We start from the raw sequence: 14885 nt of genomic DNA on the forward strand, positions 1-14885 counted from the left end.
CGCGACCCTTGGTCTGAACACGGCCTGAAGCTCTGTGAGTGTCCATGGAACGGTCACTTCCCTTCGGTGATGTCGTGCTGCTCGGTCGGGAGCGCTTCGCGGCGGCCCGCTTCGGCGCCGACCTGGAAATCTCCCCACCGCTTCTGGGCCTCCTCCGGCGTGGTGCGCAACCCGCCGGCGGGCCTGGAGCCGGATGCGGCACGCGGCGGCGACTGGCGACGACGCTGCGGCAGCGGCACCAGATCCGCCGCCGCCGCGGTATCGGCTCGCTCGGAGGAGGCGGCGGGCTCCACCCGCGCGGCCGCGGTCACGGGCTCCGGCCGCGAAGGCGCGGCGATGGGTTCCGGCCGGGCGGTCACGGGTTCCGGCCGTGAAGGCGCGGTGGCGGGTTCCAGGCGAGCGGCCGGGACCGTGGCGCGGACCGGCTCGGGCGCCAGCACCGACGGCCGGCTGTCCTCCGGCATCTCCACCAGCAGCGCGGTGGGGATGGTCAGCACGGCCTGTACGCCGCCGAAGGCGCTCTTCTTGACGGTGACCTGCACGCCGTAGTGCGCCACCTGGCGGCCGATCGCGGCCCAGCCGGTGTGCGGCGGGTTGCCCAGGTCGACCAGGCGGGTCGGCTGAATGCCGCTCAGCAGGCGGGTGGCGCGGGCGTACTGGTCCTCGTTGAGGCCGACACCGGCGTCGTCGATGACGATGGCGGCGCCGTTGTTGGTCTCGTGTACGGCGATGGTCACCTTGAGCGTGCCGTAGGAGTGGTGGACGGCGTTGGCCAGCAGCTCGGCGGTGATGAACAGGATCGACTCCGCGGCGCGGGCGGCGACCCCGATCCGGCGGCGCAGGTGGTTGGCCGGGCCCTCGATGCGCTGCTCGAAGTTCTCCACCCGGGAGATGGCGCCCACCATCAGATCCACCAGATAGGTGTCGTCACGCGACAGGCCGGGCGTGGCGCCGCACGCGATGCCGGTCACCTGCACGCGGCGGATGATCAGCTCGTTGAACATGTCGAGCCCCAGCACCTCGCGCAGCAGCGCCGTGTGCTCGTCACCGCCGTAGCGCTGCTGCACCCCGGCGAGCAGGTCCTGGGCGCGCAGTGCCTGGGTCTGCACGCGGGACATCGCGCCTCTGATGACCGCCTGGGCCGCTTCGTCGATGCGCTCGCCCTCCTCCCTGAGGCCGCGGGTGACCGCGTCGAGGATGGTGCGGTGCTGCTTGTCGACGTCCGTGCCGGCGAGTGCCGGGTTCTGCACGCCGGGCACGATCACGTGCGGGGTGCGCAGGTGGGCCAGCAGGGCGGGGATACGCTTCGCGATCAGGTGCTCGGTCTCGGCGCGGACGAGGTCGTGCTGGGCGCGGGCCTCGCGCAGCAGCTCCGCGCTCTCCTGCGCCTGGCGCTCCGCCTGGGCCAGGCGCTGGTGGCCGACGCTGGTCTCGCGCGTCCGATGCTCCTGTGCCTGACGGGCCTGAACGAGCTGCCCCTGGGCGTGGGCGAGCTTGCGGCGTACGCGTGTGTGGAGGAGCAGAACGCCCACGAGGACGAGGGCGAGAGCGATCGCGATGATCAGTATGGGAACGCTGGAGGAGTCTGACGGCATGACAAGTCCTGGGGTCGAGGAAGCCGGCGGGAAGATGCGACCGCCGAAGAGCCTGCTAGCAGCGCGTGGCGGTCTCGCACGGCGTCCGGCGTGGACCGCGCCCCTGCGCGCCGTCGGCACGGCTGTGTGCCTGGTGCGGCTCTGCCTGAGACAGGGCGGGGCCAAGCGACATGGGCATCCTCAGTCTCACTCGAACGACGGCCAACAGGGAAACCAGTATTCCCGTTTAGTCACGATAGTCAACCGTGTGTAAGGTCCTCAGTGCAGTCAGATGCATACAAAGTCCGATTTATTCGGATTTGTCCCAAGAATTGCCGTGGGGATCGGCGTTCAGTGGCGGTAGAATCCGGCGGGCTCCGGAGGGAGCGGGGTGTTGCCGAGGATGAGGTCGGCGGACTTCTCCGCCAGCATCATGACCGGGGCGTAGATGTTGCCGTTGGTGACGTACGGCATGGCCGAGGCGTCCACCACACGCAGGCCCTCCAGGCCGTGCACGCGTAACGTGTCCGGGTGCACCACGGACATCTCGTCCACGCCCATCTTGCAGGTGCACGACGGGTGCAGGGCGGTCTCGCCGTCCTTGGCCACCCAGGCGAGGATCTCCTCGTCGGTCTCCACCGAGGGGCCGGGGGAGATCTCGCCGCCGTCGAGGGCGGCCCAGGCAGGCTGGGAGAGGATCTCGCGGGTGCGCCTGATGGCCTCCACCCACTCGCGGCGGTCCTGCTCGGTGGACAGGTAGTTGAAGCGCAGCGCGGGCTTGACGCGGGGGTCCGCCGAGGTGATGCGCACCGAGCCGCGGGCGTCTGAGTACATCGGGCCGATGTGCACCTGGTAGCCGTGCCCGCCCGCCGGGGCGCTGCCGTCGTAGCGGACGGCGATCGGCAGGAAGTGGAACATCAGGTTCGGGTACGGGACATCGTCGTTGGAGCGGATGAAGCCGCCCGCCTCGAAGTGGTTGGTGGCGCCGGGCCCGCCGCGCAGGAAGAGCCACTGCGCGCCGATGAACGGCCTTCGCCACATCGCCAGCGACGGCTGCTGCGACACCGGCTGCGTGCAGGCGTGCTGGACGTACACCTCAAGGTGGTCCTGCAGGTTGGCGCCCACGCCGGGCAGGTCGTGCACCATCTCGATGCCGAGGGGCTCCAGCAGGTCGGCGGGGCCGACGCCGGACAGTTGCAGGAGCTGGGGGGAGTTGATGGCGCCGCCGCTGACGATGACCTCGCCCGCGCTGATGCGCTCGCCGTCGCAGATCACGCCGACCGCTCGGGTGCCCTCGAAGACGATCTTCTCGACGAAGGCGCGGGTCTTCACCGTGAGGTTGCGGCGGTGCCGTACCGGATGGAGGTAGGCGCGGGCGGCGCTCAGCCGGCGGCCGCGGTGCAGGTTGCGGTCGAAGGCGGCGAAGCCTTCCTGCCGGTAGCCGTTCACGTCGTCGGTGAGCGGGTGGCCGGCCTGCTGGACGGCCTCGAAGAACGCGTCGAACAGGGGGCCCTTCGCGGGGCCGCGCTCCAGCTTGAGCGGGCCTTCGCCGCCCCGGAACTCGGTGCCGGGGTCGGCCAGGCAGTTCTCCATCTTCTTGAAGTAGGGCAGGCAGTGCGCGTAGTCCCAGCTCTTCATGCCGGGATCGGCCGCCCAGCGCTCGTAGTCGAGCGGGTTGCCGCGCTGGAAGATCATGCCGTTGATGCTGCTGGAGCCGCCGAGGACCTTGCCGCGCGCGTGGTAGACACGACGGTCGTTCATGTGCGGCTCGGGCTCCGACTCGTACTTCCAGTCGTAGAAGCGGTTGCCGATGGGGAACATCAGCGCGGCGGGCATGTGCACGAACACGTCCCACCGGTAGTCGGGCCGGCCCGCCTCAAGGACCAGGACGGACACCGACGGGTCGGCGCTGAGCCGGTTGGCCAGGGCGCAGCCCGCGGAGCCGCCTCCCACGATGACGTAGTCGTAGATCAACGGGGGATCCAGTCCTTCCACACGATCTCGTTCTCCTCGACCCACCGCTTGGCGGCCTGGTCGGCGTTGAGCTTGCGGTTGATCATGTCGCTGGCGACGGCGTTCTGGTCGTCGTTGCTCCAGCTGAAGTTACGGACCAACTCGTAGGCCTTGCCGCCGGTCTCGGCGAACTTCTTGCTGACGATCTTGTCGAGCAGGTAGGGGGGATAGTCGCAGGCCACCTTGGCGGCGGCCTTGTCGCAGCCTATCGCGTACGCCGGAAGGTTGATCTTCACCAGTTTCACCTTGGTGAACAGCCATTGCGGTTCGTAGAAGTACATCAGCAGCGGTGTGTTGTTCTTGGTCGCCGCCTGGGCCGCCTTGATGAGCGCGGCTTCGCTGCCGGAGTAGACGACCTTGTAATTGAGGCCGAGGTTCTTGACGATCGCTTCGTCGTTGGTGACGAAGGTGGGATCGCCGTCCAGCACTTGGCCGAGGTCGCCGGATCTCGTGGTCCGGAAAAGACTCGCGTACTTGTTCAGGTTCCGCCAGTTGGTGATATCCGGATATTTCTTGACCATCCACTCGGGGACGTACCAGCCGATCACCCCTTTGTTACCGGTGAGCCCGGCCGAGAGTGCGACCTTCTTCTGCTCGATGTACTCCTCTTTGAGATCGTTGTGGCCCCAGTTCTCCACGATGACGTCGACCTCGCCGCTTTCGAAGTCGCGCCAGGATTCGTCCTCCTTGATCTCCCGCTTCACGACCTTGTAACCGAGCTCCCGTTCGAGCAGGTACGCCAGCACGGCGGCCTGGGCCTCATATCCGGCCCACGCGTGAATGTCCATATTGACGGTACGGTTCGCCCCACCGGCCGAGGTGGGGGCCGCATCGGTGCAGGCGGTCAGGAGCAGGGCCAGCAGCAGCGGCCCGGCGAGTGTCTTGGTTCGCATGAGAGTCTCCGCGACCGTGACCCCGCACTGCGGCGGGGTCACGGGTGAAGGGGATCAGGGGGTGTTACGCGGGGATCCAGGCCTGCCACTTGGCCTTGTTGGCCTCGACCCACTTCTTGGCAGCCTCTTCGCCGGACATGCCGTTGTTGGTCATGTCGTCGGCGACGGCGTTCTGGTCCTCGTTGGTCCAGCTGAAGTTCTTGACCAGGTCGTACGCCTTGCCGCCGGTGTCGGCGAACTTCTTGCTCACGATCTTGTCGAGGTCCATCTCGGCATAGTCGCAGGCGACCTTCTTCGGGTCGGCGTCGCAGCCCTCGGCGTACGGGGGCAGGTTGACCCGGACGAGCTCGGTCTTGCTGAACAGCCAGTGCGGGTCCCAGAAGTAGAACAGCAGCGGCTTCTTCTGCGCCTGAGCCTGCTGGGCGCCCTTGATCAGCGCGGCCTCGCTGCCACCTGTGACGATCTTGAAGTCCAGCTTGAGGTTCTTGATCAGCGCGGCCTCGTTGCTGACGTACGACGGGTCACCGAACAGCAGCTGGCCCTTGTCGCCCGACTCGGAGGTCTTGAAGAGCTTGGCGTACTTGTTCAGGTTCTTGTAGTCGGTGATGTCGGGGTGCTCGTCCGCCATCCACTTGGGGATGTACCAGCCGATGACGCCCTTGTTGCCGGTCGAGCCCGCCTCGACGGCCGTCTTCTTCTCCTCGATGAACTGCTTCTTGAGATCCGGGTGTCCCCAGTTCTCGATGATGACGTCGACGTCACCCGTCTCGAAGCCCTCCCAGGCCAGCTGCTCCTTGATCTCGGGCAGCTCCACCTGGTAGCCCAGCTCGTTCTTGAGCAGGTACGCCACGACGTTGGCGCTGGCCTCGTAGCCCACCCAGGGGTTGATCGCGATCTTCACGGTCCCGGCCGCGCCGGACGTGGTGGCGGTGCCCGCCGAAGCGGTGGAACTGGGCGCGGTATCCACCGTGGCCCCGCCGCACCCCGCGGCGAGCCCCAGGGCCAGTAGGCCTGCGAGCAGGCGAATCTTCATTGTCTTTACATTCCTTTTGTGGGGGATGGGCGCCTGTCGGCACCTTGCGTGATGCGGTCGAGCATGACTCCGAGCAGGACCATCGCGACACCGGCCACGAATCCCATCCCGAAGTCCGTCCGCTGGGAGAAGCCGAGGACCACGTCGTAGCCGAGGGCTCCGGCTCCGACCAGCGCGCCGACGACCACCATGGCGAGCGTCATGACGATGCCCTGGTTGGCGGCGAGCAGGATGGCTCGCCTGGCCATCGGGAGTTGCACCTTCCACAGGAGCTGTCCCGAGGTCGATCCGGCGGAGGTGGCCGCCTCGACCACGGTGGCGGGCACGGTCCTGATGCCGTCCTCGACGAGCCGCACGACCGGCGGCACGGCGAAGATGATCGAGGCGAAGATCGCGGTGAACCGGGTGGTGCCGAACAGGGCGAGCGCCGGCAGCAGGTAGACGAACGAGGGCATCGTCTGCGCCGCGTCGAGCAGTGGCCGCTGGAAGGCGGAGTAGGTGTCCCACCGGGCGGCGGCCACGCCCAGCAGCAGGCCGATGACGAGGGTGACGACGACCGCGACGGCGACCGTGGTCAGCGTCCGCATCGAGTGCTCCCAGGTGCCGAGCAGGGCGATCGCCAGCAGGCAGGCCAGGGCCGTGAGCGCCGGTCGTACCCCGCTGATCCGCCACGCCACGACCAGCACCGCGGCGGCGACCAGCCACCACGGCGCCGAGGTGAACAGGTGCTCCAGCGGGTTCAGCACCAGGTTCGAGAACGTGTCCTTGATGAAGGAGGTGACGCCGAACCAGCTCGTCTCCGCCCAGAGGACGACGTCGTTGATCTCGGAGACGAGGTTGATCGTCAGGTTCGCGGGCCACTCGCGCGGCAGCAACGGGGCCGCGATCAGGCCCGCGCCCGCCAGGACCGCCGCGACGACCAGGCTGCTCCTGCCGATCTTGTTACGCGGGTCGCGCTTGGCCACCGAGACCATCATCCGGTCCAGCACCACCGCCATGACCACGATCGCGAGGCCGGCCGGGAGCATGATGCCGACCTGCGCGCGCGACAGGCCGCGGATGATGTCGGAGCCGAGGCCGGGCGCGGAGATCAGGTTCGCGATGACCACCATGGACAGCGCCATCATGATGGTCTGGTTGATGGCCAGCGCCATCGTGGACCTGGCCAGCGGCAGGTGCACCTTGAGCAGGGTCTGCGCCCGGGTGGCGCCGAGGGAGGCCGAGGCCTCGACCGCGGTGGGGGAGACCCGCTGGATGGCCAGCGCGGTGATCCGGATGGCCGGCGGGATCGAGTAGATCATGGTCGCGATGACGCCCGCCGGCGCGCCGATGTGGAAGAACAGCGCCAGCGGCGCCAGATAGGCGAAGTGCGGCATGATCTGCATGACGTCCAGGACCGGCGTGAACAGCTTGCGCACCCGTACGGACAGCCCCGCCCAGACGCCCAGCGGGATGCCGATCACCAGCGACAGCAGCACCGCCGACGCGACCAGGGCGAGGGTGTCGACGCTGGCCTGCCAGAGCCCGAAGACGCCGAAGGAGCAGAACCCGGCGACGGCGCCCAGCGCGACCCGCCAGCCGCCCGCCAGCCAGGCCAGCGCGCCCATGACCCCGATGAGGCCGGGCCAGCCCAGCGCGTACAGGGTGGTCTGTAAGAGGCCGAAGAGCGCCTCGACGAAGATCCGGATGTAGTTCAGGAAGTAGAGGAAGACCGGGTTGTCGTTGCGGTGGTCGTCGATCCACTCGCGCAGCTCGGTGACCGCCGCGAACTGCGGCGCCTCGCTGTTGTGCGGCAGCGTGCCGGTGCCCTGGAAGATCAGGTACGCCACCACGAACAGCAGCGCGATCCCCGTGGGCGTGACCCAGCCGGGCACCCGGAACCTGGAGGGTGTGCTGACGGCCGTACTGCTCATGCGGTCGCCACCGCATCCGATCCTGAAACGTCCGATCCTGAGACGTCCTGGCCCGCGAGGAAGCTCAGCAGATCGACCCGGTCCACCACGCCGACCAGCTCGTCACCGTCGACCACCCTGATCGGGCGGGAGGAGGACGAGGCGGCGCCGATGGCGTCCTTGATCAGCGTGACGGCCGGGAGCGCGGGGCCGTCCAGCGGCTCGCCCTCCTCGGGCGGCCGGGCGATCCAGCGCAGGGTGAGGACGTGGCTCCTGGGGACGTCGCGGACGAAGTCCGCCACGTAGTCGTCGGCGGGCGCGCCCACGAGCTCCTCCGGCGTGCCGATCTGCACGATCGCGCCGGCTCGCATGATCGCGATGCGCTCGCCCAGCTTGAGCGCCTCCGACAGGTCGTGCGTGATGAACACCATGGTCTTGCCGACTTCCCGGTGCAGGCGGACCACCTCGGCCTGCATGTCCCGGCGGATCAGCGGGTCGAGCGCGCTGAACGGCTCGTCGAACAGCATCACCTGGGGCTCGACCGCGAGCGCGCGGGCCAGCCCGACGCGCTGCTGCATGCCGCCGGAGAGCTGGTCGGGGTAGGAGTCGGCGTGGCCGTCGAGGCCGACCAGCGACAGGATGTCCGCCGCCCGCGCGTGCCTGGCGGCCTTGCCGGTGCCCTGGATCTCCAGCCCGTAGGCGACGTTGTCGATCACTCGGCGGTGCGGCAGCAGGCCGAAGTGCTGGAAGACCATGCTGACGTGATGGCGGCGCAGTTCGCGCAGGCGGGCGGGGGAAGCGGCCCGGACGTCCTCGCCGCCGATCGTGATCCGGCCGGCGGTCGGCTCGATGAGCCGGGTCAAACAACGGACGAGGGTGGATTTGCCGCTGCCCGACAGACCCATCACCACGAAGACTTCGCCGGGGCTTACTTCGAAACTCACGTCCCTCACAGCGGGGGTGCAGCCGGTCTTCTCTCTTAGCGCCCCAGGTTCCAGAAACCTGTCGTCGCTGTCCAGCACCCTTTCGGCCCTGGGACCGAAGATCTTCCACAGCCCTTCAACACCGATGGCCCCACTGTCGGGAGATTCCCGCACCACTCGCCTCCTCAGTTGAGGGAGCAAACATATGTGGTGAATAACGGGAATCTCAACGCTGTGACCTTCTGGAGACCTCGAAGGTCCTGGGGTGTTACGGTCAGGGATCCCACAAATGCCCCATATGGGGACATTTGCCTATTTAAGGGAGTATTTCGCATCCCGGAAGGTGGGTAGATGGAGCTCCAGGTTCTTGCTCATGCGTCACACTACTCAACTTATGTAGCGTTATGTTGCGCTTGGCCGAGCTGGTAGATATGTGTTCCAATTGCCCAGGCTTGCTGGATTTTCACATCCGTCACGGGGATCTTCATATTGCGCCGATTCGGGCGAGAGGTTGCGTTCGGTGAGTACTGAGTTAGGACAGCGGCCGCCAGAGGAAGGCAACTGGCGGTTGCGTAACTGGCGTGTGCGGGCGCGACTTGTCGCGCTCATTCTCGTTCCGACGGCCGCGGCCGTGCTGCTCGGTGGCTTTCAGGTGTTCGCCTCGACAGGCGCGGCGGCCGACTTCGCGCGCACGAATCAGCTCGCCCAGCTCTCCGCGCAGATCGGCGAGCTCACCCATGTGGTCTCCGGTGAGCGCGCGAGGATGTCCTGGTTCATCGCCAGGAACCGCCCCGCCAGTGGCCTGCCGTCGGTGCGTGAGCAGATGGACCAGGTGGACGGCGTCATCGGCCAGGTCCGGATCAGCGCCGACGATCTCCTGCTCAGCGTCACCGGCCGGACGGCCGACCAGATCCAGAACATGCTCAACCGCCTGGACGACCTCGTCGGACTGCGTGAGCAGGCGCTCGACGCCGACCTGCTGCCCGCCGCCTCCGTCGAGCTGTACTCCACCGTGATCAACGACCTGCTCTCGGTCCACAACGAGCTCATCAAGGGCAGCCAGGACGACGAGCTGTTCCGCCAGTCCCGCATGCTCGACTCACTCGCCCGCGCCAAGGAGAGCGTCTCGCACCAGCAGGCCCTGCTGACCACCGTCCTGAGCGAGGGCGCGTTCAGCCAGGACCAGCTCAAGCGCTTCCTCGGCGAGCTGTCGCGCGAGGAGAACGAGCGCAAGGCCTTCGCCGACGAGGCCACGGCCGCCGAACGCCGGATCTTCGACGAGAACGTCAACGGCCGCTCCGCCGACACCATGCTGTTCCTGCGCGAGCTGGTGCTCATCAGGGCGACCGCCGGGCAGACCGTACGCGGCCTCGACCAGGGCCACCGCGACGACGCCGGGCAGTGGTTCGCGGCGTCCAACGTGGTCGTCGACTCCATGCGCATGGTCGAGCAGCGCCAGGCCGCGGGCATCGTGGCCCGGAGCGAGGCGCTCAGCGCCGACGAGCGGCAGCGCGCGTACGTGATCGCGGGCGCGGTGATCGCGCTGCTCGTGGCCATCCTGCTGATCACGACCGGCGTCGCCAGGTCCCTGGTACGCCCGCTGCGCCGGCTGCGCGCGGAGGCCCTGGAGATCGCCGGCAAGCGGCTGCCGGACTTCGTGCAGCACCTGCGCGAGTCCCGCGACGGCGTGGTCGACGCCGAGGTGCCGCCCATCAACGTCTTCTCCAGGGACGAGGTCGGTGAGGTCGCGCGGGCCTTCGACGAGGTGCACCGCGAGGCCGTGCGCCTGGCCGGTGACGAGGCCAGGCTGCGCGCCAACGTCAACGCGATGTTCGTCAACCTGTCTCGGCGCAGCCAGACGCTGGTGGAGCGGCAGCTCTCCCTGATCGAGCGGCTGGAGCGCGGCGAACGCGACGACGCCAGGCTCGGCGACCTGTTCAAGCTGGACCACCTGGCCACCCGCATGCGCCGCAACAGCGAGAACCTGCTGGTCCTGGCGGGCCAGGAGGCCGTGCGCAAGTGGAGCCAGCCGGTCGAGCTCATGGACGTGGTACGGGCCGCGCTCGGCGAGGTGGAGAGCTACGACCGGGTCAGCATCCAGGTCCAGTCGGAGTCGGCCATCGCGGGTCAGGCCGTCAACGACGTGGTCCACCTGCTGGCCGAGCTGATCGAGAACGCCGTCTCGTTCTCCGCCCGCGACACCAAGGTGATCATCTCCAGCAGCCACATCGACGGCGGCGGGCTGATGCTCTCGGTCACCGACAACGGCATCTCGATGACCGCGGAAGAGCTGGCCGAGGCCAACTGGCGGCTGGCGAACCCGCCGGTGGTGGACGTGTCGGTGTCGCGCCGGATGGGCCTGTTCGTGGTCGGCCGGCTGGCCCTGCGGCACAACATCAGGGTGCAGCTCCGGCGTCAGGACGTCGGCGGGCTGACCGCCATGGTCCTGCTGCCGGAGACGCTGCTCACCGTGGTGCCCGGCGCGGTGCCCGACGCGTCGTTCTCCCGCACGGCGGTGTCCGCGCCGGAGATGATGCCGTACCAGCAGGGCCCGATGCCGAGCATGCCCTCCATGCCGCCGCTGCCGCCGACGCCCTCCATGCCCGGCCCCGGTCATCCGTCTCTGGACATGACCCCCACGCCGGAGCCTTCCTCGTGGTTCAGCTCGCAGTTCACGAACTCCGTGGAGCTGCCGCCGGCGCCGTTCCCCGCGCAGGAACCCGTACGGGAGTCCACGCAGGGCGACTTCCTGCCGATCTTCGCCTCCGTCGAGTCGAGCTGGTTCACCAAGCCGTCGTTCACGCCGGACCGGCGGGAGTCCGAGCCCGACCCCGCCTGGTCGTCGTCGGGCGACAGCGGCTGGCAGGCGGCCGGGGCGGTGCGCGAGCCGGCGCGCGGCGGCACGACGAGCGCCGGACTGCCGAAACGGACGCCGAAGGCGAATCTGGTGCCCGGGTCCGCGGCGCCCGCGCCGTCGCCCATGCCCGCGCCCCCGGTGTCCCCCGATCGGCTCCGCAGCAGGCTCTCCAGTTATCAGCAGGGCGTCCGCAAGGGTCGTACCGAGCTTGAGGAGGACTGATGAGTAATTTGAGCCAGGCGGCCAAGGATGTGAACTGGCTCGTCAGCGGCTTCGTCGAAGAGGTGCCCGGCGTGGCGCACGCGGTGGTGGTCTCCGCTGACGGGCTGCCGATGGCCTTCTCCCGCGGGTTCCCCAAGGACCGCGCCGACCAGCTCGCCGCCATCGCGGCCGGGCTGGTCAGCCTCACCGCGGGATCGGCGCGGGTGTTCGAGGGCGGCGAGGTCGTGCAGACCCTCGTCGAGATGGAGCTCGGCCTGATGCTGGTGATGTCGATCAGCGACGGGTCGTGCCTGGCGGTGCTGGCGGCACCGGACTGTGACATGGGCCTGGTGGCCTACCAAATGACGATCCTGGTCGAACGTGCGGGGCAGGTGCTCACGCCTGACGTGCGCGCGGAACTCTCAAGCGCACGCCCCTGGTGATGGGAGTAGACGGTGGCATCGTGGCATGGCGGGGAGCCGGAGCCCGAGCGCAGCTCGCTGGTGAGGATGTACGCCGTAACCGGCGGACGGACCGCGCCGCGCACGGCGCTCGCCATGGAGGCGCTCGTCTCCTCGGCGACGTCGATGCAGCTGGGACCGGTGTACGCCCGGGAGTTCCGGCAGATCAGCGAGCTGTGCCGGCAGATCAGGTCCGTGGCGGAGATCTCCGCGCTGCTGGCCATCCCGCTCGGCGTGGCCAGAGTGCTGGTCGCTGACATGGAGGCGGAAGGGCTGGTCAGGGTCTATCAGCCGCAGCTGGACGCGGGCAAGCCGGACGCGAGCCTGCTCGAAAGGGTGCTCAGTGGACTACGCAGGCTCTAGTCCCGGGCTCACCTCGACGAAGATCGTGGTGGCCGGGGGCTTCGGCGTGGGCAAGACGACGTTCGTGAAGGCGGTGTCGGAGATCACGCCGCTGACCACGGAGGCGGTGATGACCGACGCCTCGGCCGGGGTCGACGACGTCTCGCTCACTCCGAACAAGTCGACGACCACGGTGGCGATGGACTTCGGCCGGGTGTCGCTGGACCGTGATCTGATCCTGTATCTGTTCGGGACGCCGGGTCAGCACCGGTTCTGGTTCATGTGGGACGACCTCGTACGCGGCGCGATCGGCGCGGTGGTGCTGGTCGACACCCGCCGTCTGGCCGACAGCTTCCCGGCCATCGACTACTTCGAAGAGGCCAAGCTGCCCTTCGTGGTGGGCGTCAACGGCTGGAACGGGGCTTTCCCGCACGTGGAGAACGAGGTCCGCGAGGCGCTCACACTCTCCTCGCACATCCCCCTCGTGCGCACCGACGCCCGCAGCCGGGAGGCGGTCAAGTCCACGCTGATCACCCTCGTGGAGCACGCGCTGACCGCGCGCTCGCTCCGCTGATCACTGGGCCGCCCACCAGTAGGCGGCCACCAGCTCGGCGACCAGCGTCTCGGTCAGCAGCGCCACGTCCGCGTCGTCGTCGTGGACGTACCGGACGGCCGCGGTGGCGTCCTTGACCTCACCGCCGACGGTGACGACCGTGGAGCCGCGCTGCCGTACCCAGTCCATGGCCTGCTCGTCGTAGCGCGAGCCAGGGAACAGCAGCGCGCGGTAGTCGAGGGTCTTGGTCAGGTAGACGTCCACGTGCGCCCAGTCGCCCGTCTCGCAGGCGTCCGCCGGGCGGCGCGGGCCCTCCCTGAGCATCAGCGCCGACTGCTCGGCCGACGACAGGCGCTCCACCGGGCCGATCGTGTAGACCCCGTGCGGGCCGTCGAGCAGCTCCAGCACCAGCGGCAGCCACTCGTCCCTGCGCTCCAGCAGGTCGGCCGTGGCCTCGGCGGCCCGCCGCACCAGAGCCGCCACGTCCCGGCCCGACCCGGTGAGACGGGACTCCAGGGCGAGCAGCAGGGCCAGGGTGTGCTGGAAGGTGCGGCATGACACGCCGCCCCGCTCCACGCCCGCGTGCATGGGGATCACCAGGTCGGCCGCCCGCGCGAGCGCGGAGTCCGCGGTGTTGGTGAGCGCCGCCACGGGGGAGGCGCCACCGCCGTGGCGGGCCACCGCGTCCAGCGTCTCGCGGCTGCTCCCGGTCGCGGAGATCGGTACGACCAGCGTACGGGCATCGCGCGGGAAGGACGCGGCGGCGGAGGCGTACTCGGCGTAGGCGTCCACCCCCGCCGCCCGCAGGCGCAGGGCGGCGACGCCGGCGGCGTAACGGGAGCTGCCCATCCCCAGGAACAGCACGCGCTCGACCCCGGCGGGCAGCGCCGCGAAGGGGTCGGCGGCCGCCAGCGTCCCGGCCAGGGTGGCCAGGGCGGCGGGCTTGGCCTCCAGGTCGGACAGATACAGCTCGGGGTTCATCGACTCTCCTCGGGATACCACTCGCGCAGCACGCCCATCGGCGCGTAGCGCCATCGGGGCAGGTGACGGGCCGAGTAAATCAGCTCACGGCACTCCTGCTCGATTTCGAACGGGCGGATCAGGGACTCGTCCAGCAGGCCGGCCGCGCCGCGCCCGGCCAGGCGGTCGCGGTAGGCGGCGAGCATGCGCGTCCTGGCCTCGGCGGCCCAGCGGGCGGCGTCGTCCGGCGAGGTGCCGCGGCGCTTGATCGCCACCTGGGCCACGTGCTGGAGGCTCGTGGTCAGCTGGGCGACGTCCCGGGCGGCGGGCTGCAGCGGGTCGGCGCCGGTGACGGTGGGGTTGCCGTCGAAGTCGATCACCGCGTAGCCGCCGCGCCAGCGCAGGATCTGGCCCACGTGCAGGTCGCCGTGGATGAGGATCCTGGGCGAGGTGACGGGTTCGGCGAGCGGCGCCAGCTCCCGGCGCAGTTGTCCGGCGTGGCCGGCCAGCCAGTCGCCGTCGTCGCCGTCGGTGAGCTCCAGGGCTTCGCGCAGGGCGGCCTCGGCCCTGACCGCGTTCCGCTCGGGGCCGGGCGGCGTCGGCTCGGCGGGGGAAGCTGACGCGGGGGAGGCTGACGTGGGGGAGGCCGGTGCGGGGGAGGCCGATGCGGGGGAGGCCGATGCGGGGGAGGCCGACGTGGGGAAGGTCGACGTGGGGAAGGTCGACAGGGCCAGGTGCAGGTCGGCGGCGAGGCGGCCGAGGGCGGGGGCGAAGTCGGTGCGGCCCGCCTCGGCCTCGTCGGCGCACCATTCCCAGCCGTCCGTGGCCTCCGGAAGATAGCCCGTCACCAGCGCGAGCAGGACCTCCTGCGGCCCGTCCACCCGGGTGAGCGCGGCATAGGGCGGCGCGGTGTCTTTGAAGCCGACATCAACGAGATGAGCGAGCATCTCAGGCGTGCGCGGGAGCGGAACGGGAGGTGTGAGCCATTTCACGACGACCCGGTCATTCACCACCACAGAGTAGTTTGTCTGATCTACGTGCGGTCCGAAATCGCGCTCGGCCGGGCCCCCGGTGTCCGGGGTCCCTACGCTGTGCGAGATGGTGGGAAGCGGGAGGAATCGGCGGACGGCGAACGCGGCCGGCACGGCTTTATCCAACGCGGTGAGCAGAGCGGTTGTGAGAC

Annotated in this window: 12 protein-coding genes; 4 read left to right on the forward strand and 8 right to left on the reverse strand. The window is 69.2% G+C overall.

Annotated features, from left to right (window positions below):
- Positions 1–53: 53 nt before the first annotated feature.
- From OHA68_RS23350 to OHA68_RS23375, 6 genes are all read right to left on the reverse strand, one after another.
- A complete protein-coding gene (locus tag OHA68_RS23350) occupies positions 54–1595 on the reverse strand; it encodes an ATP-binding protein (protein ID WP_327102163.1) in 1542 nt (513 codons plus the stop codon).
- 330 nt (positions 1596–1925) lie between these two features.
- Positions 1926–3569 carry a choline dehydrogenase gene (gene betA / locus OHA68_RS23355; RefSeq protein WP_327102164.1) on the reverse strand — a complete coding sequence of 548 codons (1644 nt, stop codon included), beginning with the start codon at positions 3567–3569 and terminating at the stop codon, positions 1926–1928.
- Complete coding sequence (locus OHA68_RS23360; protein ID WP_327102165.1) at positions 3545–4480, reverse strand: ABC transporter substrate-binding protein; 936 nt, start codon at positions 4478–4480, stop codon at positions 3545–3547. Before OHA68_RS23360 ends, betA begins: the two co-directional genes overlap by 25 nt.
- Before the next feature lie 64 nt (positions 4481–4544).
- On the reverse strand, positions 4545–5513 hold the full coding sequence (locus tag OHA68_RS23365) for an ABC transporter substrate-binding protein (protein WP_189138295.1): 969 nt from the start codon (positions 5511–5513) through the stop codon (positions 4545–4547).
- A 5-nt stretch (positions 5514–5518) separates the two neighbouring features.
- Positions 5519–7426: an ABC transporter permease gene (locus OHA68_RS23370; protein WP_327102166.1), complete on the reverse strand. Its 1908-nt coding sequence runs from the start codon at positions 7424–7426 to the stop codon at positions 5519–5521.
- Complete coding sequence (locus OHA68_RS23375) at positions 7423–8475, reverse strand: quaternary amine ABC transporter ATP-binding protein (RefSeq protein WP_407674506.1); 1053 nt, start codon at positions 8473–8475, stop codon at positions 7423–7425. Before OHA68_RS23375 ends, OHA68_RS23370 begins: the two co-directional genes overlap by 4 nt.
- A gap of 373 nt (positions 8476–8848) precedes the next feature.
- Between OHA68_RS23375 and OHA68_RS23380 the strand changes: the two genes are divergently transcribed.
- The 4 genes from OHA68_RS23380 to OHA68_RS23395 all read left to right on the forward strand — a co-directional run bounded on the left by OHA68_RS23380 (position 8849) and on the right by OHA68_RS23395 (position 12763).
- A complete protein-coding gene (locus OHA68_RS23380; RefSeq protein WP_327102167.1) occupies positions 8849–11407 on the forward strand; it encodes a sensor histidine kinase in 2559 nt (852 codons plus the stop codon).
- Entirely contained in the window at positions 11407–11829 is a 423-nt protein-coding gene (locus OHA68_RS23385) for a roadblock/LC7 domain-containing protein (protein WP_189138291.1), read from the forward strand. Before OHA68_RS23380 ends, OHA68_RS23385 begins: the two co-directional genes overlap by 1 nt.
- A 66-nt stretch (positions 11830–11895) precedes the next feature.
- Complete coding sequence (locus OHA68_RS23390; protein ID WP_263651382.1) at positions 11896–12210, forward strand: DUF742 domain-containing protein; 315 nt, start codon at positions 11896–11898, stop codon at positions 12208–12210.
- The gene (locus OHA68_RS23395; protein WP_327102168.1) at positions 12191–12763 is read left to right on the forward strand and encodes a GTP-binding protein; all 573 of its coding nucleotides are present in this window, start codon (positions 12191–12193) and stop codon (positions 12761–12763) included. Before OHA68_RS23390 ends, OHA68_RS23395 begins: the two co-directional genes overlap by 20 nt.
- Here the strand turns inward: OHA68_RS23395 and OHA68_RS23400 are convergent, their stop codons facing one another.
- A complete protein-coding gene (locus tag OHA68_RS23400; protein WP_327102169.1) occupies positions 12764–13723 on the reverse strand; it encodes an SIS domain-containing protein in 960 nt (319 codons plus the stop codon).
- Entirely contained in the window at positions 13720–14712 is a 993-nt protein-coding gene (locus OHA68_RS23405) for a phosphotransferase (protein ID WP_327102170.1), read from the reverse strand. The genes OHA68_RS23400 and OHA68_RS23405 overlap by 4 nt, the downstream gene beginning before the upstream one ends.
- Positions 14713–14885 lie beyond the last annotated feature (173 nt).

The sequence above is a fragment of the Nonomuraea glycinis genome (assembly GCF_035920485.1).
GTDB lineage: Bacteria > Actinomycetota > Actinomycetes > Streptosporangiales > Streptosporangiaceae > Nonomuraea > Nonomuraea glycinis.